The 25,501-nt window shown below is 61.0% G+C and carries 21 protein-coding genes; 1 reads left to right on the forward strand and 20 read right to left on the reverse strand.

The window, feature by feature from the left end; genetic code table 11:
• Nucleotides 1-346 precede the first annotated feature (346 nt).
• The 3 genes from AC1DKH_RS13310 to AC1DKH_RS13320 all read right to left on the reverse strand — a co-directional run bounded on the left by AC1DKH_RS13310 (nucleotide 347) and on the right by AC1DKH_RS13320 (nucleotide 2,539).
• Nucleotides 347-730, reverse strand: a complete 384-nt coding sequence (locus tag AC1DKH_RS13310) for a type II toxin-antitoxin system PemK/MazF family toxin (RefSeq protein WP_218429703.1) — start codon at nucleotides 728-730, stop codon at nucleotides 347-349.
• A gap of 98 nt (nucleotides 731-828) precedes the next feature.
• Nucleotides 829-1,092, reverse strand: coding sequence for a DUF6124 family protein (locus AC1DKH_RS13315; protein WP_108216253.1), 264 nt, complete (start codon nucleotides 1,090-1,092; stop codon nucleotides 829-831).
• A 544-nt stretch (nucleotides 1,093-1,636) separates the two neighbouring features.
• The gene (locus AC1DKH_RS13320) at nucleotides 1,637-2,539 is read right to left on the reverse strand and encodes a LysR family transcriptional regulator (RefSeq protein WP_477798383.1); all 903 of its coding nucleotides are present in this window, start codon (nucleotides 2,537-2,539) and stop codon (nucleotides 1,637-1,639) included.
• A 118-nt stretch (nucleotides 2,540-2,657) separates the two neighbouring features.
• On the opposite strand from AC1DKH_RS13320, the gene AC1DKH_RS13325 reads away from it, so the two are divergent.
• A complete protein-coding gene (locus AC1DKH_RS13325) occupies nucleotides 2,658-3,938 on the forward strand; it encodes an MFS transporter (protein ID WP_477798384.1) in 1,281 nt (426 codons plus the stop codon).
• Here the strand turns inward: AC1DKH_RS13325 and gspM are convergent.
• The 17 genes from gspM to aroB form a co-directional block, all read right to left on the reverse strand.
• Nucleotides 3,931-4,362, reverse strand: a complete 432-nt coding sequence (gene gspM, locus AC1DKH_RS13330; RefSeq protein ID WP_477798385.1) for a type II secretion system protein GspM — start codon at nucleotides 4,360-4,362, stop codon at nucleotides 3,931-3,933. The two genes, AC1DKH_RS13325 and gspM, sit on opposite strands and share 8 nt — an antisense overlap.
• On the reverse strand, nucleotides 4,359-5,465 hold the full coding sequence (gspL, locus tag AC1DKH_RS13335; RefSeq protein WP_477798386.1) for a type II secretion system protein GspL: 1,107 nt from the start codon (nucleotides 5,463-5,465) through the stop codon (nucleotides 4,359-4,361). The genes gspM and gspL overlap by 4 nt, the downstream gene beginning before the upstream one ends.
• The gene (locus tag AC1DKH_RS13340) at nucleotides 5,462-6,313 is read right to left on the reverse strand and encodes a type II secretion system protein GspK (RefSeq protein WP_477798387.1); all 852 of its coding nucleotides are present in this window, start codon (nucleotides 6,311-6,313) and stop codon (nucleotides 5,462-5,464) included. The genes gspL and AC1DKH_RS13340 overlap by 4 nt, the downstream gene beginning before the upstream one ends.
• Nucleotides 6,310-6,852: a type II secretion system protein GspJ gene (locus tag AC1DKH_RS13345; protein ID WP_477798388.1), complete on the reverse strand. Its 543-nt coding sequence runs from the start codon at nucleotides 6,850-6,852 to the stop codon at nucleotides 6,310-6,312. The genes AC1DKH_RS13340 and AC1DKH_RS13345 overlap by 4 nt, the downstream gene beginning before the upstream one ends.
• Entirely contained in the window at nucleotides 6,845-7,228 is a 384-nt protein-coding gene (gene gspI, locus AC1DKH_RS13350) for a type II secretion system minor pseudopilin GspI (protein WP_477798389.1), read from the reverse strand. Before gspI ends, AC1DKH_RS13345 begins: the two co-directional genes overlap by 8 nt.
• Nucleotides 7,221-7,688: a type II secretion system minor pseudopilin GspH gene (gene gspH / locus AC1DKH_RS13355; protein ID WP_477798390.1), complete on the reverse strand. Its 468-nt coding sequence runs from the start codon at nucleotides 7,686-7,688 to the stop codon at nucleotides 7,221-7,223. The genes gspI and gspH overlap by 8 nt, the downstream gene beginning before the upstream one ends.
• A gap of 3 nt (nucleotides 7,689-7,691) precedes the next feature.
• Nucleotides 7,692-8,147 (reverse strand): type II secretion system major pseudopilin GspG, encoded by a 456-nt coding sequence (gspG, locus tag AC1DKH_RS13360; protein ID WP_477798391.1) that lies wholly within the window; start codon nucleotides 8,145-8,147, stop codon nucleotides 7,692-7,694.
• Nucleotides 8,148-8,150: 3 nt separating this feature from the next.
• The gene (gspF, locus tag AC1DKH_RS13365; protein ID WP_477798392.1) at nucleotides 8,151-9,359 is read right to left on the reverse strand and encodes a type II secretion system inner membrane protein GspF; all 1,209 of its coding nucleotides are present in this window, start codon (nucleotides 9,357-9,359) and stop codon (nucleotides 8,151-8,153) included.
• Between the two features lie 3 nt (nucleotides 9,360-9,362).
• Nucleotides 9,363-10,835 (reverse strand): type II secretion system ATPase GspE, encoded by a 1,473-nt coding sequence (gene gspE, locus AC1DKH_RS13370; protein WP_477798393.1) that lies wholly within the window; start codon nucleotides 10,833-10,835, stop codon nucleotides 9,363-9,365.
• Between the two features lie 3 nt (nucleotides 10,836-10,838).
• Nucleotides 10,839-12,755, reverse strand: coding sequence for a type II secretion system secretin GspD (gene gspD, locus AC1DKH_RS13375; RefSeq protein ID WP_477798394.1), 1,917 nt, complete (start codon nucleotides 12,753-12,755; stop codon nucleotides 10,839-10,841).
• An 8-nt stretch (nucleotides 12,756-12,763) separates the two neighbouring features.
• Nucleotides 12,764-13,315: a type II secretion system protein N gene (locus AC1DKH_RS13380; protein ID WP_477798395.1), complete on the reverse strand. Its 552-nt coding sequence runs from the start codon at nucleotides 13,313-13,315 to the stop codon at nucleotides 12,764-12,766.
• 75 nt (nucleotides 13,316-13,390) lie between these two features.
• Nucleotides 13,391-14,857: an N-acetylglucosamine-binding protein GbpA gene (gene gbpA, locus AC1DKH_RS13385; RefSeq protein WP_477798396.1), complete on the reverse strand. Its 1,467-nt coding sequence runs from the start codon at nucleotides 14,855-14,857 to the stop codon at nucleotides 13,391-13,393.
• Nucleotides 14,858-15,147: 290 nt separating this feature from the next.
• Nucleotides 15,148-16,215, reverse strand: a complete 1,068-nt coding sequence (gene hemE, locus AC1DKH_RS13390; protein WP_477798397.1) for a uroporphyrinogen decarboxylase — start codon at nucleotides 16,213-16,215, stop codon at nucleotides 15,148-15,150.
• Between the two features lie 253 nt (nucleotides 16,216-16,468).
• Nucleotides 16,469-17,887 (reverse strand): FAD-dependent oxidoreductase, encoded by a 1,419-nt coding sequence (locus AC1DKH_RS13395; protein WP_477752169.1) that lies wholly within the window; start codon nucleotides 17,885-17,887, stop codon nucleotides 16,469-16,471.
• A gap of 32 nt (nucleotides 17,888-17,919) precedes the next feature.
• Entirely contained in the window at nucleotides 17,920-22,365 is a 4,446-nt protein-coding gene (gltB, locus tag AC1DKH_RS13400; RefSeq protein ID WP_477798398.1) for a glutamate synthase large subunit, read from the reverse strand.
• A 350-nt stretch (nucleotides 22,366-22,715) separates the two neighbouring features.
• Nucleotides 22,716-24,308: an ExeA family protein gene (locus tag AC1DKH_RS13405; protein ID WP_477752171.1), complete on the reverse strand. Its 1,593-nt coding sequence runs from the start codon at nucleotides 24,306-24,308 to the stop codon at nucleotides 22,716-22,718.
• 10 nt (nucleotides 24,309-24,318) lie between these two features.
• Entirely contained in the window at nucleotides 24,319-25,419 is a 1,101-nt protein-coding gene (gene aroB / locus AC1DKH_RS13410; RefSeq protein ID WP_218429696.1) for a 3-dehydroquinate synthase, read from the reverse strand.
• Between the last annotated feature and the right edge of the window lie 82 nt (nucleotides 25,420-25,501).

A 25,501-nucleotide genomic window follows, 5' to 3' on the forward strand; every position in this document is an offset into this window, starting at 1 on the left:
GATTCGCAGTCACCCGCGACACCCTTGCCTCTGGCTAACACTTCCCCTTGCCGGGTGTGTAGAGGACTTTCACCTCCAAGTCACCAGCGTGGCCACCACAGCCAAACTGGTTGCGCTTATGCGCAACGCGCCATGCCTGGCGCACAACGACAAAGGGCGCCTTTCGGCGCCCCTTCACAGACAGGTCGGCTTGTCATCGCCCTTCACCTGCCTGGCTCTGTGATTGCTGGTTGCCCAGGATCCTCAGAGTCTCACAAGCCCCTTTCGGGAACGCCGTCAGTATTGTCCGAAATCATCCTGCGAACAACAGCTGGCAACTGGCCTGCCTCAATCAAACTTGCTGTGATTACAGGCCCAAGGCCTTGCGCACCGCGACTTTGATCGCAAAAAACTCGTCTGTTTCAAGTTGTAAAATGACGTAAGTGCGCTTCCCTCGACGATCTCGGCTCTTGATCCGGTCGAGCCTGGAAAGACTGACGGTGGCAACCATATCGCATTTAGCCCAACACGTCGGACTTGCTCCCTGCAGATGATTCGGCAGCTCCAGATGATGTTCAAGCATATGATCTGGAGCGGTTGTACTAAGCGGCACAACCGTCACCAACAAGTTGTTGGTTCTGTGTTTGCGAATCACGACAACAGGTCTGATCTTGATCATCTCGGGAACTTCATACCCCCTGAAATCACAAATCAGTACGCTGCCTTCCTTGGGTTGATATAGAAGTGGCATCCATGGCACTCAACTAAAGAAATCGATTCTGCTCAATAATCGGGTAAATCGCGAAACCGGATCCGTTACGCGAAGTGTCCCAACGCTCCTTGGGTGATTCAGGGTGGATCGAGGTTATCCAACACCCGATTCACCGCCAGTTCCCCCAGCATTATCGATTGCTGAATCCCCAGCAGTGTGTGGCTCTGCGCTCCGTTCAGATTCCTCGCGAAGTCGCTCGCCATGACATTGGCTGATGCCAGTGACACGCAGGCGTATTCCAACAGGGTGTGGTTGTCGATTTCGGGGGCGATGAAGAAGATATTGCTGGCTTGGTGTGGAGTGTCCGGATCGGTATCCGGTGGGTTTGGTGTATGCGTCATGATTCAGCGTCCTGACAGTGGGGGGCCACACCGAATCGCTACTGATCAAAGGGGTGGCAGCTGTACGCAGGTTAGTAGACCGGGCAAAGCGAAAACCGGCGCGCCCGAAGGCGCCCTGCGCACAGCTACCGTCAAGGGCAGGTATGGACATACCTGCCTATCAGGAGCGCATGTGCGCTTCGATTTGCTACGGGCTACTAAACCCGATCACTGACAATCAGTGACCCGATCAAGCTACCGGCGGCCCTCAAAGCGCACAAGCCGGCGGATTCTGGAGTAGTTGTAGGCAACGCCGCAAGGCGCTGTAGCCTGTCCTGGGTAGTTCAGAAATGTCCCACGGGCAGCGGCGAAAACTCTGATCTGTAGGAGCGAGCTTGCTCGCGATGGTCGCTAACGATGGCGCGTGTTTCCTGGGTGAACGTGGCGTTCTTTAGTCCATCGCGAGCAGGCTCGCTCCTACAGGGTTCAGCGGTGTGAACACAATGCTTGCCACGCCACCAATCCACTGTAGGAGCGAGCTTGCTCGCGATTGACTGCGCAGCAGTCACGCCTCTAACGGCTCGACCTTCCTTGTCAACAACTCCACAAACGCCCTCGCCATCGCCGATTTCTGGTCCTTGCGCTGCACCAGCCACACCGCCGACACCGCTGCCGGATCCAGCAACGGTCGGTAGACCACACCATCAATACGCATCCGCTGATAAGACGCCGGCAGCACCGAAACGCCGAGCCCCGCCGCCACCAGCCCGATGATGGTCATCGCCTCTCCGGCCTCTTGGGCGAAGTGTGGGCTGAAACCGGAGTCCCGGGCCAGGCTGAGCAGCTGCGCGTAGAGTCCGCTGCCGTAGCTGCGCGGAAAAAACACAAAGGGCTCCAGCGCCAGGGCTGACAGGAACAAGCCCTCCTCGCTGCCCTCCACCAACGGGTGCTTGGAGCTGAGCACCGCGACCAGCGGCTCGCGCATCAACTCGACCACGCTGAGACAGTCAGGCAGCCCGAGCGGGCGCATGATGCCGACTTCAATCGACTCGTCCACCAGCGCATCGGCCACCTGGGTGCTGCTCATTTCCCGCAGGTTCAGGTGCACCGCCGGGAAGCGCTGGCGGAAAGAGAAAATCGCCTGGGGAATGGTCGAGTTGAAGGGTGCCGACGAGGTGAAGCCGATTTTCAGCTCACCCAACTCGCCCAGTTGCGCCCGTCGCGCGACATCCGCCGCTTTGTCGACCTGCGCCAGCACCAGCCGCGCCTCTTGCAGAAACAGCCGACCGGCCTCGCTCAGCTCGACCCGACGATTGGTACGTTCGAACAGCCGTGCGCCGACTTCCTGTTCCAGCGTCTGAATTTGCTGGCTCAGCGGTGGCTGGGAGATGCCCAGTACCTGTGCGGCGCGGCCGAAGTGCAGTTCTTCGGCGACGGCGATGAAGTAGCGCAGATGACGCAATTCCATGGAAACCCCATTAGGTCGTTAAAGCTATCAAACAGGTCGAACAATATATTGGATTGAATCATTAGCCAGCTATATGCTTTTTTCATTGCCTGACCGGCTGCGTCCTCCGAGGTCCAACGTGAAAACTGCTGTCGCCCCACTCGCCCATGAAGTTCCTCCCGCAGCGTCGGACGCTATCGCCGCTGAGCTGGCGGAGATCTACATCGAAAAAGGCACCCCGGCGTTCATGCGCACGGTGCTGGCGCTGTTCTGCGGCGGCTTCGCGACTTTCGCCCTGCTCTACTGCGTGCAGCCGATGATGCCGCTGCTGTCCCACGAATATTCCATCAACGCGGCGCAGAGCAGCCTGATCCTGTCGATCGCCACCGGCATGCTTGCCATCGGCCTGCTGATCACCGGCCCGATTTCCGACCGTATCGGGCGTAAACCGGTGATGGTGGCCGCACTGTTCGCCGCTGCGCTGTGCACCATGGCCAGTGCAATGATGCCGAGCTGGCACGGTGTGCTGCTGATGCGTGCGCTGATTGGATTGTCGTTGAGCGGTCTGGCGGCGGTTGCGATGACTTACCTGAGCGAAGAGATCCACCCACAGCACATCGGCCTCGCCATGGGTTTGTACATCGGTGGCAACGCGATTGGCGGGATGAGTGGACGCTTGATTACCGGGGTATTGATCGACTTCGTCAGTTGGCACACGGCGATGCTGGTGATCGGTGGCCTGGCGCTGATTGCCGCGGCGGTGTTCTGGAAAATCCTCCCGGAATCACGCAACTTCCGCGCCCGCTCGCTGCACCCGCGCAGCCTGCTCGACGGTTTCACCATGCACTTTCGCGACGCCGGCCTGCCGCTGCTGTTTCTTGAAGCCTTTGTGTTGATGGGCGCGTTCGTCACGCTGTTCAACTACATCGGCTATCGCCTGCTGGCCGCGCCGTACCACATGGAACAGACCTTCGTCGGGTTGCTGTCGGTGGTGTACCTGTCGGGCATCTACAGCTCAGCGAAAATCGGCTCGCTGGCCGACAGACTCGGTCGCCGCAAAGTGCTCTGGAGCACCATCGCGCTGATGATCGCTGGCCTCGCTTTGACGATGTTCACGCCGCTGCCGCTGGTGATCATCGGCATGCTGGTGTTTACCTTCGGCTTCTTTGGCGCCCACTCGGTGGCCAGCAGTTGGATCGGCCGCCGCGCCACCAGGGCCAAGGGGCAAGCATCGTCCTTGTACCTGTTCAGCTATTACGCCGGTGGGAGCATCGCCGGAACGGCAGGCGGCGTGTTCTGGCATATGGGCGGGTGGAACGGGATCGGGTTGTTCATCGGTTCGCTGCTGGTGATTGCGCTGCTGATCGCGTTGAAGCTGGCGAAGTTGCCGTTGTTGCCGCAGAACACCTCGCCTATCTGAGCACCAGCCGCGCCTCCAGGGCATCGTCACGCTTCTCCAGCGTCAGGGATTGCAGCGCGACTCCATCGCGCTCGATCCCATCGAGCCACTGCATCAAGGGCTGCGCATTGCCATTAACGGTCAGGCGCAGCAGATCGCTATCGTTCTCCATCTGATGGATTTCCAGCCCCGCCGCCGCGGCGCTTTCGCTGATGCGCAGCGATAGCGGCTGACCGGTGTCGACGGGGACATGGCTGCGCGGTAACGCCCGCTGCAGTTGCGCGGCCAGCCCCGCCTGCTGTTGGTATTGTCGCTCGACTGTTTCCAGCCTCTGCCGGGTCGGTTGCCAGATCAGGCTGAAAGCCACAACCGCCAGCAAAAAAGCCCCCAACACCTGCAACAGCCGTTGTTCGCGCACAGAAATGCGCCGCCATGCCTGCTTCATGCCTCGTCCTCCACGGTGAGGGTGGCAAGCACCCGGTCAGCGGCTTTGTTCGCGCTATCGAGACGGACGGGCATGCCTTGTTGTCGTCCGCGTTCACGCAATTGCTCCAGCTCGGTAAAGCCGCTGGCGGTCAGCTGGATTTTCCAGCCTTCGCCTGCTCGAAACTCGATGCGTTGGACCTCGACCGGACTGGCGCCGATCACCTGATCAATCAACTGGACCAGCCCGGCAATGCGGGTGTTTTGCGAATCCACAGGCTGGCTTTGCAGGGCCTTGAGTTGCGCTGCCATATCGACGATGCGGCTTTGTTCCGGGTAAAGCGCCTTGAATCGCTGTTCATTCTGGGTGGCAAGGCGGCGGGTTTCGCTGTCTAGGAAGCGGATCCGCGTCTCGCTGGCACCCCAGGTCAACAGCGCCAGCATCAACAGCGCCCACCCGCCGGCACGCCAGGGCAGGCGCTTGCCCCGTGGGGCGAATGCGCCTTGCAGCAGGTTGATGGCCTGGGTTGGACGGCGGGTCAGGCATTGGTCGATGATGGCGGGGGCCTCACGCTCATCCAGCCATTGCATGTCCTTGGGCAATAACGGAGTGAGCAGCGCCAGGTGGTCTTGCGACATCGCCAGGCGCGCCGACAGGCCTGCCCCCAACAACCAGCGGCCGAACCACCATGCGCCGCACGGCTGATCGCCGGACAACAGATCGGCATCGACGAACACCCCGCGCACTTCAATACCCGCCTCGCGCAGCAAGTCGAGTACGGCGGCCAACCGTTCACGGCCAATGACCATGACCGGGTAGCAGCCGTCACGATCACGAGCGCCAACGCTCAGATGCACAACTTCCAGCGCTTCACTCAGTTGATCTTCCACGGCGTAGGCCATGGCCTGGGCTTCGGGCCTGCGTCGCGACGGCCATGGCTCGCTGCGAACCCAACTGCACATTTCCATGGGCAGCAGCACATCGACCGCCTGCCCCTTCAATGCCGAGGCCACCTGATTCAGTGGCATCGGCTGGCGTTGACCGGTTTGTGACCACAGGACGCAAGGCCAAAGGCTCGATGGCGCGTCCTGCCCTTCGGCGGTCAGGTAAAGCCAAGTGTTCATCGCGGCCTCTCGTGGCTACTCATGGGAAGAAAACGTCGTTGCAGCACCGTCAGTTGTCGAGTCTTGGGGTCGTGTCCGACATCCGTAGCCAGGTGCAGTTCGCGCCCGTCGCGGCTCACCTGCACGCTGATCCGATACCAGCGGCTATGGGTGCCAAGTCCGTGACTGCTCAAGCCCTGCCCGGAGAGCAATGGGTCCTGGGTAAACGCCTGGACACTCGCCCAAGGCGTTTTTGCGGCCTGAATCGCCAGCGCATCGGCGGTCGCGGCGTCCACTTCGCCGAGCGTTCTCAACAGCAGCGCCGGCGCGGTGTTGATGTTCAAGGCGGTGTCGGTGGGCAGCAGCGCCACCCAGGGCTCCAGCCGCTGCAGCAAGCGAGCGTCAATGCCGGGCAGCAAGCGCAGCTGGCTGAGTTCCCGCAGCGGCCCGACCTGGCTCAGTTGCACAGGAGGAAGATCGAGCAGCTCGAGCAGGCGCGTCCAACGGTTGAGGGTGACCTGATCCACCTGCCCCTGGCGTAACAACGCATTGAGATTGAAGCGCCCGGAGAGGTCATCGATATCGATGCGGATCTGCGCATCTTCAACCTCGAAACCCGGCGCCATGGCCATCCAGCCTTGAATCCGCTCGACGGGTTTTTTCGTGTCCTGTAACGCGTCGCGCAACAGCAACAACGCCCAGGTTTCCCCGCCCGATGCAAGTTGCCGTAGCTGTATCTGCTGCAACTGTTGCCCACTGCTTTGCAGCGACAGGTGATGGCTGCGCAACAAGCCACCGGTGATCAGCAGTGCCAGGCTCATGACCAGCAATACACTGATCAACGCAATGCCGCGTTGGTGCCCGTTCATGGCAATGCACCCGGCATTGGCAACACTCGACGGATCGATTCGAAGCGCCCGACAGAGACTTGCAACTCCAGCGCCAAGGGCGCCTTTGCATCCTGCCCGGCCGGCCAAAGGGCGACCCAGCCGGACGGGTTGTCGAACAGACGCCAGCTCAACTCGCGCACACCTTCCAGCAGTTTTTGCCGCTGCACGAACTCCGTACCTTCGCCCTGGCTTTCGCGCCACAGCACGCCGCCATCGAGTCGATAGGTCAGCGCCTGACGCTCACTGCGCGGTTGGTCCAGAGGATTGCGCCAGTGACTGCGCTGGAACTGCAAAAGCGCCGGTGCGAGCACCATCGGCTGTACGGTGATGTGCAGCAGATCCCGCTCGATCACCGCCACGGCCCGTTGCAGGCTCCTCAGTTCTCGCTCGTGAGCCGTCGCGCCCTGTTGCACTCGCAGCACGCTATCGAACAAGCCCCAGCTGGCCAGCCCCAGCACGGCGAAGATGGCCATGGCGATAACCAGCTCCAGCAGGGTGAACCCGCGCTGCTTATTCATGAACCGCGAGTATCCAGCCGCTGGCACGATACAAACCGTGAGCACTGTTCGCCGGGCTGACCAGAATGTCGACCTGGAGCAAACGCGGATCGCGGGTGGCGCTAATGCGCTGTTGCAGCACCCAGTCGCGCTGATCCATAGACACGACCTGTTGTTGCTGACCGGTAGCCAAGCCGGGTTGCAGGCGCAACTCGTTCAACCGGTTGTCCGCCAGCCACGCCGCGAACAGTCGCACCTCAACGGCGCCGCGCTGCTTCACCGCGTATTGACTGGCCGACAGAACGGCTGCCGCCAATGTCGCGAAGACCGCCAACGCCACCATGATTTCCAGCAGCGTGAAACCGCCCATGGCGGATCGGGATCGCGGGCTAGCCATCGATCGTCACCTCGCCGAGGCCATCGCCGGACAGGCTCAACCAAGTCCTGTTGCTGGACTCGAATGTCAGGGTGAAGGCACTGGTTTCATCGTTGCTGAGTATCAGCAACTGCGGCGGTCCTTCATCAGCGTCCAGCGCTACCCCATAGCCGTCCTGCTGAAAACGTACTCGCACGCTCAGGGGCCAGCGAGAAAGCGCCGCCACCGGCTCCCACCCGCGCACTTCCAGGCGCATCGCCCGGTAGCCATCGGTACTCAGCCTCAGGCCGTACTCTTGACCTTCGAACACGGCGCGCTGACGCAACTGATGGATCACCTGCATCATCGCCTCGGCTTCCTGCTTCGCCTCCCGCGCCGGACTGCCCCCACCGGCAAGGCTCACCATGCCCAGCAAAATGCCGACCAGCACAATCACGATCATCAATTCCAGCAAGGTAAACCCCCGGCAGCGGTAGCCCACGGATCAATGGCCCCAATTGCCGATTTCGGCTGCAAACCCTTCGCCGCCCGCTACGCCATCGGCGCCCAGGGAATACAGGTCATAAGTGCCGTCTACCGATCGCACACCCGGATTGAGGTACTGATAAGGCGTGCTCCACGGGTCGACGGGCATGCTCTTGAGGTAACCCTGAGGGTTCCAGCCCCGTGCCGTGGGCAGTCCGGAGGGACGTTTGACCAACGCTTCCAGGCCTTGCTGGGTCGAAGGGTAATGAGCGTTGTCGAGGCGATACATTTCCAGGGCGGTGGCGATGGCCTGGATATCGATTCTGGCGGCGGTAACCTTGGCTTGATCGGGGCGACTCATGAACTGCGGCACCACAATGGCCCCCAGCACGCCGATAATGACCACCACCACCATGATTTCGATCAGGGTAAAACCGCGTTGTGCGCGGGAAAGGTTTCTGCGGACAGTTTGCATGGGTCAATTCACCAATTGGTTGAGGCTGAGAATCGGCAGCAGGATGGCCATGACGATCAGCAGCACGACGCCGCCCATCAGCACCAGCATGGCCGGCTCGAAGAGGCTCACCACCAGCGCAATGCGCGCGGCGAGGCTGTTTTCCTGTTGTTCGGCGGCCCGGGCCAGCATGCGGTCGAGTTCGCCGGCACGTTCGCCGCTGGCGATCATGTGCAGCATCATCGGCGGGATGTCCCCGCTCAGTTCCAGGCCACGGGTCAGCGTTCCGCCTTCGCGGACAGAGCGAGCGACATCGACCATCCGCGCGCGGATGGTCAGGTTGCCGATGACCGCGGCGGCAATTTCCAGTGCGTCGACCAACGGCACGGCACTTTTGCCGAGGATCGCCAGGGTACTGGCAAACCGCGCAGCCTCCATGGCACGCAGCACTTCACCGATGACTGGCGCGTTGAGCACCCAACGATGCCAGCGCAGGCGCCGCCGCGGCTGCTGCCAGCTCCAGCGCCACAGGCCGAACAGCGTCGCCAGCACGCTCATCAACAACAGGAAATGGTTGCGCAGGCCGTTGCTCACGCCGATCAGCGCCCGGGTCAGCCAGGGCAACGGCTGGCCGCTGTCGACGAAAATCTTCACCACATCCGGCACCACATAACCGAGCAGAAAACCGACGATTGCTGCGCTGGCCAACATCAGGATCAACGGGTAAACCAGGGCCATCTGGATCTTTTGCCGAGAGGCCTGGCGGGCCTGTGTGTAGGCCGCCAGTTGCTCAAGCACATGGCCCAGATGCCCCGAGCGTTCTCCGGCGGCAACGGTGGCGCGGAACAACTCGGGGAAGGCCCTGGGAAATTGCCCCAGTGCCGAGGCCAGGGCCTGGCCTTCCATCACCCGGCTCCTGACTGCCGAGAGCAGGCCTGCGACCTTGCGTTTTGAGCTCTGTTTTGCCACCGCTTCGAGTGCTTCTTCCAGCGGCAACCCGGCCTGAACCAGCGTTGACAGTTGCAAGGTCAGTAGTGCCAGATCAGCCGCACTCAGACGCCCGGCACGGGGTTGTTTGCCCGAGCTGTTGCTGACTTTCACTTCGCTCAATGCTCGCGGCCACAGGCCACGTTCACGCAACAGTTGCCGCGCATGGCGGGGGCCATCGGCTTCCAGCCGCCCCTTGCAGGAACTGCCTTGGGCATCGTGGGCGCGATAATCGAAGGTCGGCACTGATCAGTCCTCCTGCGTCACACGGAGCAATTCGTCGAGGCTGGTCATACCGCCCAGCACCCGTTGACGCCCGTCGCGAAACAGACTGCGCGAAGCTTTGCGCGCCTCTTCAATCAGCAATTGTTCACTGGCGCCCTGATGGATCAGCGCCGAGACGCCGGGTGTCACGCTGATCAGTTCGTAAATGCCGATGCGCCCGCGATAGCCGTGCTGGCAGTGCTCACAGCCCGAGGCCTTGAACAGGGTGTGCGGCGTGGCGGTGTCGAGCCCCAGGCGCCGACAGGCCGCCGCATCGGCGATGTACGAAACCTTGCAATGAGGGCACAAGGTGCGCAGCAGGCGCTGGGCCAGGATGCCCACCAGCGAGGACGCCAACAGGTAGGCATCGACGCCCATGTCGACCAACCGCGTGACGGCGCCAACCGCACTGTTGGTGTGCAGGGTCGACAACACCAGATGCCCGGTCAAGGACGCCTGCACTGCGATCTCGGCGGTTTCGCGGTCGCGGATTTCACCGACCATCACCACGTCCGGGTCCTGACGCAAAATCGCCCGCAGGCCCCGGGCAAAGGTCATGTCGACTTTCGGATTGACCGGCATCTGGCCGACACCCGGCAGGTGATACTCAATCGGATCTTCGACCGTGAGAATGTTGCGGGTCTGGTCATTCAGACTGCTCAGCGCGGCGTACAGGCTGGTGGTCTTGCCGGAGCCGGTCGGCCCAGTCACCAACAGGATGCCGTGGGGCTTGTGCAACAACTGGCGCAAGGCCGCGAGGGTATCGTCCGGCATGCCCAGCCGATGCAGGTCCAGGCGCCCGGCCTGCTTGTCGAGCAGGCGCAGCACCACCCGTTCGCCATGGGCCGAAGGCAGCATCGAGACCCGCACATCGACTTCATGCCCGGCCAGGCGCAAGGCCATTCGCCCATCCTGGGGCACGCGTTTTTCCGCGATGTCCAGGCGCGCCATGACCTTGATCCGCGACACCAGCAGCGTCGCCAGTTCGCGCTTGGGCCTGAGCATTTCACGCAGTTGGCCATCCACCCGCATGCGCACCGACAGGTACTGCTCGAAGGTTTCCAGATGCACGTCCGAGGCGTGCTCGCGCACCGCTTCACCGAGCAGCGCGTTGATCAGGCGAATGATCGGCGCATCGCCCTGTTGCTCCAGCAGGTCGGCGGTTTGCGGGACCTGATCGACCAGGCCGAGCAAGTCCAGTTCTTCGTCCAGCCCCTGGGCTACCTGCTCCACCGCGCTTTGCCCCTCGCGATAGGCTGCCGCCAGGCGTGAGGCGTAATCTTCGACATCGACGATGACAAACGGCAGCGTCGGCCCGCACACCCGGCGCGCTTCAGCCAAGGCGGTGAGCGGCGCGTCGTTGCGCAGGACAAGGCGCAGGTCGTCGCCGTCATGCTCCAGCAACACACCAAAACGCCGGGCGAAGCTGAAGGGCAATTGCTCGCAAAGTTCGCTCATGAATTACTGCGCCTTGCCGCGCAAATCGAACACTGGCGCATCGGCGGCCGGTTCGAACAACCCGCGCGCTTCGGATGGCAGCAACAACGAGTTGTTTTCCCCCGCCCCTGATTTGCTCAAGTCACGCAGCGCGTTGTATCGCTGCTGGCTGACCTGAGACAGGTCCTCCTTGCTGCGCACAATGGTCGGGCGCAAGAACACCATCAGATTGCTTTTGGTCTGGGTGTCGCGGTTCCAGCGGAACAACGCGCCGAGGTAGGGAATGTCACGCAGCAGCGGCACGCCGCTTTTCTGGGTACGCACGCTGTCCCTGATCAGGCCGCCGATCACGATGATTTCGCCATCGTCGGCGAGGATGGTGCTTTTGAGCGCTCGCTTGTTGGTGATCAGGTCCGAGGAATCAATGCCCGACACCGAGGGTGCGATGTCCGACACTTCCTGCTCGACCTCCAGGCGCAACGTCGAGCCTTCGTTGATGTAAGGCTTGATTTTCAGGCTGATGCCGACGTCCTTGCGCTCGACGGTGGTGAACGGATTCTCCGCACCGTTGCTGTTGGTGGCGTAGGAACCGGTCTTGAACGGCACGTTCTGGCCGACGATGATTTCGGCTTCCTGATTGTCCAGGGTCAACAGGCTCGGTGTGGACAGCAGGTTGCTGTGGGTGTTGCTGGCCAGGGCTGAAACCAGCGCGCCGAAGCGGTCACCGCCCAATTGCAGGATCGCCCCTTCCGGCGCCGATCTTTTCTCGTCGAACTTCAGCCCACCGACGATCGGAATGTCGGTGCCTGGAAAGTTGATGAAGCCCTTGGCGTCACCCGTGTTGAGGTTCCACTGCACACCGACGGCCTCGGCGATATCGCCGGAGATTTCGACGATGGCGGCATGGATCAACACCTGGGCCCGTGGCTGGTCCAGCTGACGCACGATGTTTTCGATGGTCCGCACCTGCGCCGGTTCAGCAATCAGCACCAGCGCGTTCTGGCTTTCGTCGGCCTTGATCATGAAGGCTGCACCGCCAGACGTGTCCTTGGCGCTGCCGATGGTGGACGCCTGTTTTCTGCCCTGCCCCATCGACTCCAGAATCTCGGCCAATTGCTTGGCATCGCTGTGACGCAGGCGAATCACCCGGGCATTGTCGAGCGTCGTGGTGGCCGGCGTATCGAGACCTCGGGCCAATTCGATCAAGCGCTGGCGAACGACCGGCGGGCCAATGAAAATGAGGCGATTGGTCCTGGTGTCAGCCAGTACCTGAATCGCTGACTCGGCATTGCGCTTGCCCATGGACGCCTCGATCACCGGTGCGACGTCGCCCGCCTGGGCGTGGTTGAGCTGAACCACCGCGTGCAGATTGTTTTGACCAGAGTCCAGTTCGCGGATCACCCTGGCGATACGTTTCACATTGGCGGCTGTATCAGTCAACACCAAGGCGTTGGCCGACACCGAAGGGCCGACATAACCATTGGCAGACACCAGCGGCCGCACCAGCCCGGCAATATCGGAGGCACTGCTGGTGTTCAAGCCAATGACTTCGGTCACGAACTGCGACGCCGTGGTGGTTTTAACCGTGCCCTGGCCGGCTCGGGTCCTGGCCTCGGCAACCGGGGTGATGAGGATCCGGTCGCCCTCATCGATCACCGTGAAGTTGTGGGCGTCGAGCACCGAATAGAACAACCGGCGCACCCCTTCACGATCGAGGGCCTGCCGGGACATGACCGTGACTCGACCGGAGACTTTGGGGTCCAGCACCACGGTGGTCCCGAGAATGTTGGAGATCTCTTCGACGATATCGCGCAGCTCTGCGTTGTTCATCGCCAGCTGCCATTTTTCTTCGGCGCGAAGCGTGCCCGAAAAGGCTGCAGCCGCCAAAACGGCAAGCACAAGCATGGAGCGCAACCAATACGCGCCGACGAAGCTGTTCATGAAATTCATCACTCTGGTTGCCCGCTGAGCGGGCGTAAAAAACGCGTGGTCGTGGTAACCGGTTGAGAATCGACGGATGATTCGAGTCCCTTCAGAAAACGTGCGCCAGAGGGTGCGAACGTCAGCAGCTCTTCTCGCCCCTTGTTCCACAGTGCTACCTGGTGGGTCTCGATACGACGCAGGACGCTGCCGCCAGGCAAGCGCTCACCCACCTGATAGAGACGAGAGCCTTGTGCATTGGCCAGCAGTGCCTTGGATAATCCGTTGCTGACAAAGCTCGCCTGCAAAGTCAGCGGTTCGGCGCTGGGCGGCGGTGTGGCCTCTGTCGTCAGGCCGAACACGATGGCAATCGATGCTGTCTCGAGCGGCTCACGTTCGAGCGGTTCACGTACAGGCACCGTCACCAGGGTTGCAATGTCGGACGACTGCGAAACCAGATGCTCGCGAAATTCCCTTTCCTGCCACACCAGAAACACCGCGTAACCCACTGGCAACGCGAGCCAACAAACGCTGCTCAGGCATGTCCGAAAGCGTTGTCCGGAGAACTTCGAAACCTTCATTTCAGCTCGATACTCAACAGAGGCGCCTGGCTTCAGGCGACCTTTTCGAGGCCGCCTGAAGCCAGTTGCGAGGGCTTACAACTTGTCCCACGCCATGTGCCAGTGAGCACCGACACCCGGTTCAAAACCGTTGGCAGTCGGGCTGTACTGCTTGCAGTAACCCGACTCGGGGAATGGCTTGCACTCAAAGACTTCGTTGGTCTTCGGTTGCAGCACCTTGGTACCGGCGGTATAGCCGCTGAGGCCTTCAGGGAAGACGAAATCGTATTCGATGCCTGCGCCTTCACCGGTCAGTTGGGAGGTCTGGGTGTCCTGACGGGTGGTGCGGCCATCCAGGGTGGTGCCGACCAGGGTCAGGGTGTGCGCGCCCGGGTTGCTGCGCACATCCATGGACAGCGAGGTGGAGCCACTGGCCACTTGTGCCGAGGTGGTGCCTACCGGTTTGTTGTTCTGGTCGAGCAAGGTGGCTTCGACGTTCATCGGGCGGTTCGCTAGCATGCTGAAGTCGACCTTCGCCCGGCCTTTATCCAGAACGTATTCGGCTTGTTGCGAGGACACCGACATGCGCGCAGCGGTGTCTTCCTTCATGTCCAGCTGCACTTCGTAGCGGACTACCCCGCTTTCTTTTTGTGCGTAGAGGCTGTTGGTGCCTTTGACCGGTTCGACATTGCCGCTCTCGTCGCGGATGCCGGCGCGAACGAGGGTGTGGGTCGCGTTGATTTTTTCCGCCAGCTTGAACGACCAGTTTTGCGGCGTCCCGTCTTCAGCGTTATCGATGCTGATTTCCACGCTGTAGTCCGGGCTCTCGCCATTGGCGGTAAACGCGCGGGCCTTGACCTTGTCGCCCACCAGCAACGCAGTCGAAGGAGCAATGTTACCTACGGAGGACCAGCCGCCCGGCAGCTCCGGTTCGGCCAGGATGTTCACGTCTGCCGCGTTGTAGAACGCTGCATCGGTATCACCGACGGTCCAGATGGCCAGGATGACGTGGTGACCGGATTTGTCCGCGGGAATAGTGCAGTTGTGTTTGTCGCTGTTGGACGGCAACTTGTTACCGCCGTCGACGGTGCAGAACGAAGTACTTTCGAAAGTGGCTCGTTTCAGAATTTCGTTCGGATTCCAGCCATTGCGGGTAATGAAATACTCGTGCTTGGTAGCCGGGTGGGCCGCGGTGTAACGCCATTGGAAATCGATATTGCGATCCTTGATTTCCGTCAGGTGCCAGCGGGCGGCGGACTGTGCGTCCATGGCGGAGAACAGCGCGAGACCGCCGCTGGCGATCTTGCCATCGACCGGCCCCTGCAACGGTGCACCGCCGACGCCTGCCGGAAAGCCCTTGAAGGTTTCACCGACACTCTGCGGCTCGTACTGCGCGCCACCGCAATTGGTGTTCAAGCCTGTCTGACACGCCAATGCACGCGAAGGCGGCACTTCCAGATAGCCATGGGCGGAAACGGTTTGAGAGGCCAGCATTGCCGATAACAGGATCATCGATGAAGTGCAGGCCGTTAAAGCACTTCTTTTATCAAATGTAATTTTCATGATGTATTCCAGACTGCTTATCGAAAACAGGGCGCTTGGTGGGCGCCCATGTTCGCTTCGTGACTGTTCGGCGATACGCCGGACAAGGGTCTGGAACCTTACGGGGATGGAAGAAAATTCTATGTAGGAGTAATCACCGTGCGAGGCAGGAACAGTCTCTCCATTCCTCGATCCGACAAAGAAAGAAAACATTCTTACAGCAAGTGATGCTTTATCGATTGAGCTTTTAAACGGCACAAAAAAACCTGTCCGGCACGAGGCGGGACAGGTTTTGTCGAAACTGGCAATCGCTATTCGTGGTACTGCGCTGACAGCTCATGTACCGCACGCAGGAACGCACCAGCATGTTCCGGATCGACCTCCGGCGTGATGCCATGGCCGAGGTTGAACACGTGGCCGCTGCCCTTGCCGTAGCTGGCCAGGATGCGCCCGACTTCAGCGCGAATCGCTTCCGGCTTGGCGTAGAGCACGGTCGGGTCCATGTTGCCTTGCAGTGCGACCTTGTCGCCAACACGGGCGCGGGCATTGCCGATGTCGCAGGTCCAATCCAGACCCAACGCATCGGCGCCAGCCTCGGCAATGCTCTCCAGCCACAGGCCGCCATTCTTGGTGAACAGGATCACCGGCACCTTGCGACCTTCGTGCTCGCGGATCAGGCCGCTGACGATTTTGCGCATGTAGGCCAGGGAGAATTCCTGGTACGCCGCCGCCGACAGGTTGCCGCCCCAGGTGTCGAAGATCTGCACGGCCTGTGCACCGGCCATGATCTGGCCGTTGAGGTAGCTGGTGACCGACTGCGCGAGTTTATCGAGCAGCAGGTGCATGGCTTGCGGGTTGTCGTAGAGCATGGCCTTGGTCTTGCGGAAGTCTTTCGACGAGCCGCCTTCGACCATGTAGGTCGCCAGGGTCCACGGGCTGCCGGAGAAACCGATCAACGGCACACGGCCGTTCAGTTCGCGGCGGATGGTGCTGACCGCGTCCATCACGTAGCCCAGGTCTTTCTGTGGGTCAGGAATCGGCAGGGCTTCGATGTCGGCCAGGGTGCTGACGACTTTCCTGAAGCGCGGACCTTCACCGGTTTCGAAGTACAGGCCCTGGCCCATGGCATCGGGGATGGTCAGGATGTCGGAAAAGAGGATTGCCGCATCCAGCTGTGGATAACGGTCGAGCGGCTGCATCGTGACTTCGCAAGCGAACGCCGGGTTCATGCACAGGCTCATGAAGTCGCCGGCCTTGGCACGGCTGGCGCGGTATTCAGGCAGGTAGCGACCGGCCTGACGCATCATCCACACTGGGGTGACGTCTACGGGTTGCTTGAGCAGGGCGCGCAGGAAACGGTCGTTCTTCAGGGCAGTCATGTCGGCATCCGGAAAAAAAGTGCGGGCATTTTCTCAGAGCCGGGCGCAAAAGGCACGGCAAGAGCGGAGGCTTTTGTCTATCGGGTCAATTTGTCGCAATGAAATACAGAGTTTAGCAACACCGCGAAACAACTGTGGGAGCGAGCTTGCTCGCGATGGCGGCGTCACATTCGACATTTCTGTCGACTGATCCACCGCTATCGCGAGCAAGCTCGCTCCCACAGGGGTATTGCATTTGGCTCTGGATCGGGGGTTACACGCCCAGGTAATCCAGGATCCCTTCGGCGGCATTACGGCCTTCGAAGATCGCCGTCACCACCAGGTCGGAACCGCGCACCATGTCGCCACCGGCGAAGATTTTCGGGTTGCTGGTCTGGTGTTTGTACTGACCTTGTTCCGGCGCCACTACGCGGCCCTGGCTGTCGGTCTGGATGCTGAACTGCTCGAACCATGGCGCCGGGCTCGGGCGGAAACCGAAGGCGATGACCACGGCGTCGGCCGGGATGATCTCTTCGGAACCCGGGATCGGTTCGGGGCTGCGACGGCCACGGGCGTCCGGTTCGCCGAGACGGGTCTCGACCACCTTCACGCCTTCGACCTTGTCTTCACCGACAATGGCGATCGGCTGGCGGTTGTAGAGGAATTTCACGCCTTCTTCCTTAGCGTTCTTCACCTCTTTGCGCGAGCCTGGCATGTTCGCTTCGTCACGACGATAAGCGCAGGTCACTGACTTGGCGCCTTGGCGGATCGAGGTCCGGTTGCAGTCCATCGCCGTGTCGCCACCGCCGAGTACCACGACCTTCTTGCCTTTCATGTCGACGAAATCTTCCGGCGACTTTTCAAAGCCCAGGTTACGGTTGACGTTGGCGATCAGGAAGTCCAGCGCGTCATACACGCCCGGCAGGTCTTCACCGGCAAAACCGCCCTTCATGTAGGTGTAGGTGCCCATGCCCATGAATACCGCATCGTATTCTTCGAGCAGTTGCTCCATGGTCACGTCCTTGCCCACCTCGGTGTTGAGGCGGAATTCGATGCCCATGCCGCTGAAGACTTCGCGACGATTGCTCAGCACGGTCTTTTCCAGCTTGAACTCGGGGATGCCGAAGGTCAGCAGGCCACCGATTTCCGGGTTCTTGTCGAACACCACCGGGGTCACGCCACCGCGCACCAGCACGTCGGCACAGCCCAGGCCAGCAGGTCCGGCACCGATGATCGCGACACGCTTGCCGGTCGGCTTGACCTTGGACATGTCCGGGCGCCAGCCCATCGCGAACGCGGTGTCGGTGATGTACTTCTCCACCGAACCGATGGTCACCGCGCCGAAGCCGTCGTTAAGGGTGCAGGCACCCTCGCACAGACGGTCCTGCGGGCACACCCGGCCGCAGACTTCCGGCAGGGTGTTGGTCTGGTGCGACAGCTCGGCGGCCTGGAGGATGTTGCCCTCGGCCACCAGCTTCAGCCAGTTGGGAATGAAGTTGTGCACCGGGCACTTCCATTCGCAATACGGGTTACCGCAACCCAGGCAGCGGTGGGCCTGGTCGGCCGACTGCTGGGGTTTGAACGGTTCGTAGATTTCCACGAACTCTTTCTTGCGTTGACGCAACAGTTTCTTCTTCGGATCCTTGCGCCCGACCTCGATGAACTGGAAGTCATTATTCAGACGTTCAGCCATTTTAAAACCTCATCAAACTCTTCAGGCGCATATCACTGCGGGTTGGCACGGGTGCTGGAAAGCAACGATTTCAGGTTGGCAGCCTTGGGCTTGACCAGCCAGAAACGGCGCAAGTAGTCATCGAGGTTTTCGGCGAGTTCACGACCCCACTCGCTGTCGGTTTCCGCGACGTACTCGTTCAGCACGTTCTGCAGGTGGCTGCGATAGGCTTCCATCGCCTCGCCGCTGATCCGCTGGATTTCCACCAGTTCGTGGTTGACCCGGTCAACAAAGGAGTTGTCCTGGTCGAGCACGTAGGCGAAACCGCCGGTCATGCCAGAGCCGAAGTTGTAACCGGTCTTGCCCAATACGCAGACAAAACCACCGGTCATGTACTCGCAGCAGTGATCGCCAGTGCCTTCCACGACGGTGTGGGCACCGGAGTTACGCACGGCGAAACGCTCGCCCGCGGTGCCGGCGGCGAACAGCTTGCCGCCGGTGGCGCCGTACAGGCAGGTGTTGCCGATGATGGCACTGTCCTGTGTCCGGTAGACGCTGCCCTTCGGAGGAACGATCACCAGCTTGCCGCCGGTCATGCCCTTGCCGACGTAGTCGTTGGCGTCACCTTCCAGGTACATGTTCAGGCCGCCGGCGTTCCACACGCCGAAACTCTGCCCGGCCGTGCCTTTGAAACGGAACGTGATCGGTGCGTTGGCCATGCCCTGGTTGCCGTGCTTGCGCGCGATTTCGCCGGAGATCCGTGCACCGATGGAACGGTCGCAGTTGCAGATTTCCAGGGCGAACTCGGCGCCGCTCAGGTCATTGATCGCCGAGGTGGCCATAGTGACCATTTTCTCGGCCAGCAGGCCCTTGTCGAACGGCGGGTTGCGCTCCACGCCACAGAACTGCGGTTTGTCCGCCGGCACGTGGTCGCTGCCCAGCAACGGGGTCAGGTCCAGGTGATGTTGCTTGGCGGTCTGGCCTTCGAGGACTTCCAGCAGATCGGTACGGCCGATCAGCTCTTCGAGGGAGCGCACGCCCAGCTTGGCCAGCCACTCACGGGTCTCGGTGGCGACGTAGGTGAAGAAATTCACCACCATGTCGACGGTACCGATGTAGTGATCCTTGCGCAGCTTCTCGTTCTGGGTCGCGACGCCGGTGGCGCAGTTGTTCAGGTGGCAGATGCGCAGGTATTTGCAGCCCAGGGCAATCATTGGCGCGGTGCCGAAGCCGAAGCTTTCAGCGCCGAGGATCGCCGCCTTGATTACGTCGAGGCCGGTTTTCAGGCCGCCGTCGGTCTGTACCCGGACCTTGCCGCGCAGGTCGTTGCCGCGCAGGGTCTGGTGGGTTTCGGCCAGGCCCAGCTCCCACGGAGCGCCCGCGTATTTGATCGAGGTCAGCGGCGATGCACCGGTGCCGCCGTCGTAGCCGGAGATGGTGATCAAGTCCGCGTAGGCCTTGGCCACACCGGCAGCGATGGTGCCGACGCCCGCTTCCGCTACCAGCTTCACCGAGACCAGCGCCTTCGGGTTGACTTGTTTCAGGTCGAAAATCAGCTGCGACAAGTCTTCGATCGAGTAGATGTCGTGGTGCGGCGGTGGCGAAATCAGGGTCACGCCCGGCACTGCGTAACGCAGCTTGGCGATCAGACCGTTGACCTTGCCGCCCGGCAGCTGACCACCTTCGCCAGGCTTGGCGCCTTGGGCGACCTTGATCTGTAGCACTTCAGCGTTGACCAGGTATTCCGGGGTTACACCGAAACGGCCGGTCGCCACTTGCTTGATTTTCGAGCTCTTGATGGTGCCGTAGCGCGCCGGGTCTTCGCCGCCTTCGCCGGAGTTGGAACGCGCACCGAGGCGGTTCATGGCTTCGGCCAGGGCTTCGTGAGCTTCCGGCGACAGGGCGCCCAGCGAGATGCCGGCGGAGTCGAAGCGCTTGAGCACCGATTCCAGCGGCTCGATTTCGCTCATATCCAATGGAGTATCGAGTGTTTTGACTTTCAGCAGGTCGCGGATCATCGACACAGGGCGGTTGTCCACCAGCGACGTGTATTCCTTGAACTTGCTGTAGTCGCCCTGCTGCACAGCGGCCTGCAGTGTGTTGACCACGTCCGGGTTGTACGCATGATATTCGCCACCGTGGACGAACTTCAGCAGGCCACCTTGCTGGATCGGCTTGCGCGGACTCCAGGCTTCAGTGGCCAAGGCTTTCTGCTCGGCTTCGATGTCGACGAAACGCGCACCCTTGATACGGCTCGGCACGCCACGGAAGCTCAGGTTGCAGACTTCCTCGGACAGGCCGATGGCTTCGAACAACTGCGCACCACGGTACGAAGTGATGGTCGAGATGCCCATCTTCGACAGGATCTTGAGCAAGCCTTTGGTGATGCCTTTACGGTAGTTCTTGAACACCTCGTAGAGGTCGCCCAGGACTTCACCGGTACGGATCAGGTCACCCAGCACTTCATAGGCCAGGAACGGGTAAACGGCAGAGGCGCCGAAACCGATCAACACGGCGAAGTGATGCGGATCGCGAGCGGTCGCGGTTTCCACCAGGATGTTGGAGTCGCAACGCAGGCCTTTTTCGGTCAGGCGGTGGTGCACCGCGCCAGTAGCCAGGGACGCGTGGATCGGCAGCTTGCCCGGGGCAATGTGACGGTCACTCAGCACGACCTGAGTACGGCCCGAGCGTACGGCTTCTTCAGCCTGATCGGCAACGTTGCGGATCGCAGCTTCCAGGCCGACGCTTTCGTCGTAGTTGAGGTCGATGATCGCGCGCTCGAAGCCCGGACGATCGAGGTTCATCAGCGAGCGCCACTTGGCCGGGGAAATGACCGGCGAGCTGAGGATCACGCGCGAAGCGTGTTCCGGCGACTCCTGGAAAATGTTGCGCTCGGCACCGAGGCAGATTTCCAGCGACATGACGATGGCTTCACGCAGCGGGTCGATCGGCGGGTTGGTCACCTGGGCGAACTGCTGGCGGAAATAGTCGTACGGCGTGCGCACACGCTGGGACAGCACGGCCATCGGCGTATCGTCGCCCATCGAGCCCACGGCTTCGTAGCCCTGTTCGCCCAGTGGACGCAGCACCTGGTCGCGCTCTTCGAATGTGACCTGGTACATCTTCATGTATTGCTTGAGCTGATCGACGTCGTAGAACGCCGAACCGTGGTCGTTGTCTTCCATGGTCGCCTGAATGCGCAGGGCATTCTTGCGCAGCCATTGCTTGTACGGATGACGGGACTTCAGGCGGTTGTCGATCGCATCGGTGTCGAGGATCTGACCGGTTTCGGTGTCCACGGCAAAGATCTGGCCCGGGCCCACACGGCCCTTGGCGATCACGTCTTCAGGCTGGTAGTTCCAGACACCGATTTCCGAGGCCAGGGTGATGAAACCGTTCTTGGTGGTGACCCAACGCGCCGGACGCAGACCGTTACGGTCGAGCAGGCACACCGCGTAGCGACCGTCGGTCATTACCACGCCGGCCGGGCCGTCCCACGGTTCCATGTGCATCGAGTTGTATTCGTAGAACGCACGCAGGTCCGGGTCCATGGTCTCGACGTTCTGCCACGCAGGCGGAATGATCATCCGCACGCCACGGAACAGGTCGATGCCACCGGTGACCATCAGCTCGAGCATGTTGTCCATGCTCGAGGAGTCGGAACCGACGCGGTTGACCAGCGGGCCGAGTTCTTCCAGGTCCATCAGATCGTTGGTGAACTTGGTGCGACGGGCCACGGCCCAGTTGCGGTTGCCGGTGATGGTGTTGATCTCGCCGTTGTGCGCCAGGAAGCGGAACGGTTGGGCCAGCGGCCATTTCGGCAGGGTGTTGGTGGAGAAGCGCTGGTGGAACACGCAAATCGAAGTTTGCAGGCGCTCATCGCTCAGGTCTGGATAGAAGGCGGTCAAGTCCGCCGGCATCATCAGGCCTTTGTAAATGATGGTCTTGTGCGAAAAGCTGCAGACGTAGTGGTCGGTGTCAGCGGCGTTGGCCACGGACGAGCGACGACGGGAGGTGAACAGCTTGACGGCCATGTCCTGATCGCTCAGGCCTTCACCGCCGATGAACACTTGCTCGATCTGCGGCAGGCGCTCAAGGGCCAGGCGGCCGAGAACGCTGGTGTCGATCGGCACTTTGCGCCAGCCGACCAGTTGCAGGCCAGCGGCCAGGATCTCGCGGTTCATGTTCTCGCGAGCGGCTTCGGCTTTGACCGGGTCCTGGTTGAAGAAGACCATGCCCACGGCGTATTGCTTGGGCATTTCGACGCCGAAGGTTTCCTGGGCGATGGCTCGCAGGAACACGTCCGGCTTTTGAATCAGCAGACCGCAACCGTCACCGGTCTTGCCGTCGGCATTAATCCCACCGCGGTGGGTCATGCAGGTCAGGGCCTCGATGGCCGTTTGCAAAAGGGTATGACTGGGCTCGCCCTGCATATGGGCTATCAGGCCGAAACCGCAGTTATCCTTGAATTCATCTGGTTGGTACAGACCTGCTTTCATAGACACTTTCTCACCAGGCTGCCTCTGATCGAGGCAAATTTCTTTTCAATTCAACCACTTGCCATCCACGCCGAACGCACGCCAGCTTTGCGGGGGCAAAAGGGAGGTCATTGTACACACCGACACTTAGCCTCACAAATTTGACGACGAAATGTCGCAAATCTATGTCGCATTTGTGAAAGGTTTAAAGCGATCTGCTGTGCTAGTCAAAACTTTTTTAATTTTGACCGCAACGACTCAAAGACTACTGTGACGCAGACACCACAAGGCACGCAGTCTGTAGAGACGGCGCGCACTTGTAGAAATTTTGAGGTGCTTGGAGAGGCGGCCTGGGTAAGGCCGCCGAATCTTCAGCGAGTTGTTGCCAGTTCCTGTTGGACGCTGGCGACAGTGCGAGGCCAAGGTTTACCAGCCTGAACCTTCGCTGGCAAGGCCTTGATGGCGGAAACGGCTGCATCACGATTGGCGAAGTTGCCGTAGGTGATCACGTAAAGCGGCTTGCCGTTGAGGACTTTCTTGAAGTAACGGTACTCGCCACCCTGCTCCTTGACGAAGTTTTGTGCGGACGCTTCGGAGCTGGTGCCGAGGATCTGCACCACGTAGTTGCCCGGTGCTTGCCCTGCGTACCAGGTGCCGCCAGCCGCCTTGGCCACCGGGGCTGGTTTCTCTGCAGGCTTGGCCGCAGCAGCAACGGCTGGCTTGGCCGGTGCTGGAGCAGGTTTAGCCACTGGAGCAGGCGCTGGCTTGGCACTGGCGACCTGAGTCGGCGCAGGGGTAGGCTTGGCGGCTGGCGTCGGCGCAGGACCGGCAGGAACACCCACAGGCGGCGCGGTTGTGGTGACGGTCGGCGGCGTAGCGCTGGAACCTTCGACCGGCACGCCATCGTCGCCTTCGGTGATGCCGCCTGCGGCTTCAGCCAGCGGACCTCGCATGACCGGCTGCGAATTGCCGACCAACGGCAATGGCATCGGCTGCGTGTTGCCGGCGAATTCGACGGCTGGAGCACCGCCACTATTCGCTGTTGGCTGGCCCTGACCAAGCGGCAGTTGCGCCTGTTCGTTGGCCGGTGTACCCGTGGTCGGTGCCTTGTTGCGACCCGGCATCAACCAGGCGGCAGCTACCGCGACCACGACCACGGCGGAAATCGCCAATACGTGTTTCTTCGGCATATTGAACCCCATTTTTGGACGCTTGACCGCTGAGCGGCTGGCGATCATGGCTTCGATCATTGCATCGCGGGCGACCTGATTGATGCTGCCAGGCCAACCTTCGGAGCTTTCGTGAATATCAGAGATCTGATCTGCGGTGAAAAGTTCGATACCGCGACCAGCGCCTTCAAGCCGCTGCTCCAGATATTCGCGAGTTTCTTCTTCGGTGTAGGGCTGTAGTTCGATGACGTGGAAACGCTCTTCCTCGAGATGCAAAGCCTCAAGCTGAGCAATCAGCGAGGTTTCACCGAACAGGAACACATGCGGGCGGCCTTCAGGCGCGCCGGCAGCGAGGATCATCAGCGCCTCAAGGGCGGACTCGTCCAGTTGTTCGGCGTCATCGACCAGCAGATAGACTTCCTGCCCGGTCAGTGCAAGCTGCACCACCTGGGCCAGAATAGCGTCGGCATCAGCCTGGGCAACGTTCAGCGCCTGGGCCACCTGACGCAACACTCCGGCCGCATCGCCGGCGCCACGGGCGGACACCACCAGACTTTGTACCGATTGCTTGTTGGTACTGGCGACCAGGGCCTGGCGCAACAGGGTCTTGCCACTGCCCTCAGGACCGGTGACCACCAGCAGTAACTGGCTGTAACGCGCCAGGTGATGCAGTTGTCCCAGCACGGGTTTGCGCTGGGCCGGGAAAAACTTGAAGCCAGGCACCCGCGGAGCAAAAGGGTCATGACTCAACTGGTAATGGCCGAGGAAAGCCTCGTCGGCATGCAAACTAGTCATTGTGTTCTTATTAACCTTTAAGCTGGGCCAGGGCGCGGTAGTCTGCCCCCAGCGTGGCCTGTAGAACCTCTTTCGGATAATCGTCGGTCACCACCGCTTCACCCATGTGGCGCAGTAGCACCAGGCGCAAACGACCGTCGATCACTTTTTTATCAATGGACATGTGTTCGAGGAAATCGGCTTCTGTCATCTCTTCTGGCGGTATGACCGGCAGCCCCGCACGCTGGAAAAGGCGAATGCCGCGATCGCGCTCTTGCTCGCTGATCCAGCCCAGTCGCGCGGACATTTCCAGCGCCATTACGGTGCCAGCAGCCACTGCTTCACCATGAAGCCATACACCATAGCCCATGTGGGTTTCGATGGCGTGGCCAAAAGTGTGGCCCAGGTTCAACGTGGCACGAACGCCCGTCTCCTTCTCATCGGCACCGACCACCGCTGCCTTGGCCGCGCAGGAGCGCTCGATGGCATAAGTCAGGGCTTGTTGATCCAGATTGCGCAGACGGTCGACGTTGTCTTCGAGCCAGGTCAGGAACGGCTCATCGCAGATCAGCCCGTACTTGATGACTTCGGCCAACCCGGCGGACAGCTCGCGCGCCGGCAGGGTATTGAGGCTGGCGGTATCGATCAGCACCACGTTCGGCTGATAGAAGGCGCCGACCATGTTCTTGCCCAGCGGATGGTTGATCCCGGTCTTGCCGCCCACCGAAGAGTCGACTTGCGACAACAGTGTGGTCGGAACCTGAATGAAATCGACGCCGCGCTGGTAGCAGGCGGCGGCAAAGCCGGCCATGTCACCGATCACACCGCCACCGAGGGCGATCACTGTGGTGCGGCGGTCATGCCGGGCGGTCAGCAGGCCGTCGAAAATCAGTTGCAGGGTTTCCCAGGTCTTGAAGGCCTCGCCGTCGGGCAGCACCACGGAAATCACCGAGAACTGCGCCAGGCTGCGGGTCAGACGCTCGAGATAGAGCGGCGCAACAGTCTCGTTGGTGATGATCGCTACTTGCCGTCCGCGAATGTGCGGGGCCAGCAGCTCAGGCTGATCCAACAAACCTTCGCCAATATGAATCGGGTAGCTGCGCTCGCCTAGATCGACCTTGAGTGTCTGCATGTGTCCCCACAGTGAAGATGAATCAGGCATCCTGCCCTGAGTTTACGAATATCCACGGCCTCTGCTGGTGTGACGCCGCTCG

Source organism: Pseudomonas sp. 05L36 (genome assembly GCF_056398125.1).

Bases quoted from the DNA above. Each gene is read 5' to 3' on its own strand.
- AC1DKH_RS13310 (WP_218429703.1), bottom strand. From the start codon at position 730: ATGCCACTTCTATATCAACCCAAGGAAGGCAGCGTACTGATTTGTGAT.
- AC1DKH_RS13315 (WP_108216253.1), bottom strand. From the start codon at position 1,092: ATGACGCATACACCAAACCCACCGGATACCGATCCGGACACTCCACAC.
- AC1DKH_RS13320 (WP_477798383.1), bottom strand. From the start codon at position 2,539: ATGGAATTGCGTCATCTGCGCTACTTCATCGCCGTCGCCGAAGAACTG.
- gspM (WP_477798385.1), bottom strand. From the start codon at position 4,362: ATGAAGCAGGCATGGCGGCGCATTTCTGTGCGCGAACAACGGCTGTTG.
- gspL (WP_477798386.1), bottom strand. From the start codon at position 5,465: ATGAACACTTGGCTTTACCTGACCGCCGAAGGGCAGGACGCGCCATCG.
- AC1DKH_RS13340 (WP_477798387.1), bottom strand. From the start codon at position 6,313: ATGAACGGGCACCAACGCGGCATTGCGTTGATCAGTGTATTGCTGGTC.
- AC1DKH_RS13345 (WP_477798388.1), bottom strand. From the start codon at position 6,852: ATGAATAAGCAGCGCGGGTTCACCCTGCTGGAGCTGGTTATCGCCATG.
- gspI (WP_477798389.1), bottom strand. From the start codon at position 7,228: ATGGCTAGCCCGCGATCCCGATCCGCCATGGGCGGTTTCACGCTGCTG.
- gspG (WP_477798391.1), bottom strand. From the start codon at position 8,147: ATGCAAACTGTCCGCAGAAACCTTTCCCGCGCACAACGCGGTTTTACC.
- gspE (WP_477798393.1), bottom strand. From the start codon at position 10,835: ATGAGCGAACTTTGCGAGCAATTGCCCTTCAGCTTCGCCCGGCGTTTT.
- gspD (WP_477798394.1), bottom strand. From the start codon at position 12,755: ATGAACAGCTTCGTCGGCGCGTATTGGTTGCGCTCCATGCTTGTGCTT.
- AC1DKH_RS13380 (WP_477798395.1), bottom strand. From the start codon at position 13,315: ATGAAGGTTTCGAAGTTCTCCGGACAACGCTTTCGGACATGCCTGAGC.
- gbpA (WP_477798396.1), bottom strand. From the start codon at position 14,857: ATGAAAATTACATTTGATAAAAGAAGTGCTTTAACGGCCTGCACTTCA.
- hemE (WP_477798397.1), bottom strand. From the start codon at position 16,215: ATGACTGCCCTGAAGAACGACCGTTTCCTGCGCGCCCTGCTCAAGCAA.
- AC1DKH_RS13395 (WP_477752169.1), bottom strand. From the start codon at position 17,887: ATGGCTGAACGTCTGAATAATGACTTCCAGTTCATCGAGGTCGGGCGC.
- gltB (WP_477798398.1), bottom strand. From the start codon at position 22,365: ATGAAAGCAGGTCTGTACCAACCAGATGAATTCAAGGATAACTGCGGT.
- AC1DKH_RS13405 (WP_477752171.1), bottom strand. From the start codon at position 24,308: ATGACTAGTTTGCATGCCGACGAGGCTTTCCTCGGCCATTACCAGTTG.
- aroB (WP_218429696.1), bottom strand. From the start codon at position 25,419: ATGCAGACACTCAAGGTCGATCTAGGCGAGCGCAGCTACCCGATTCAT.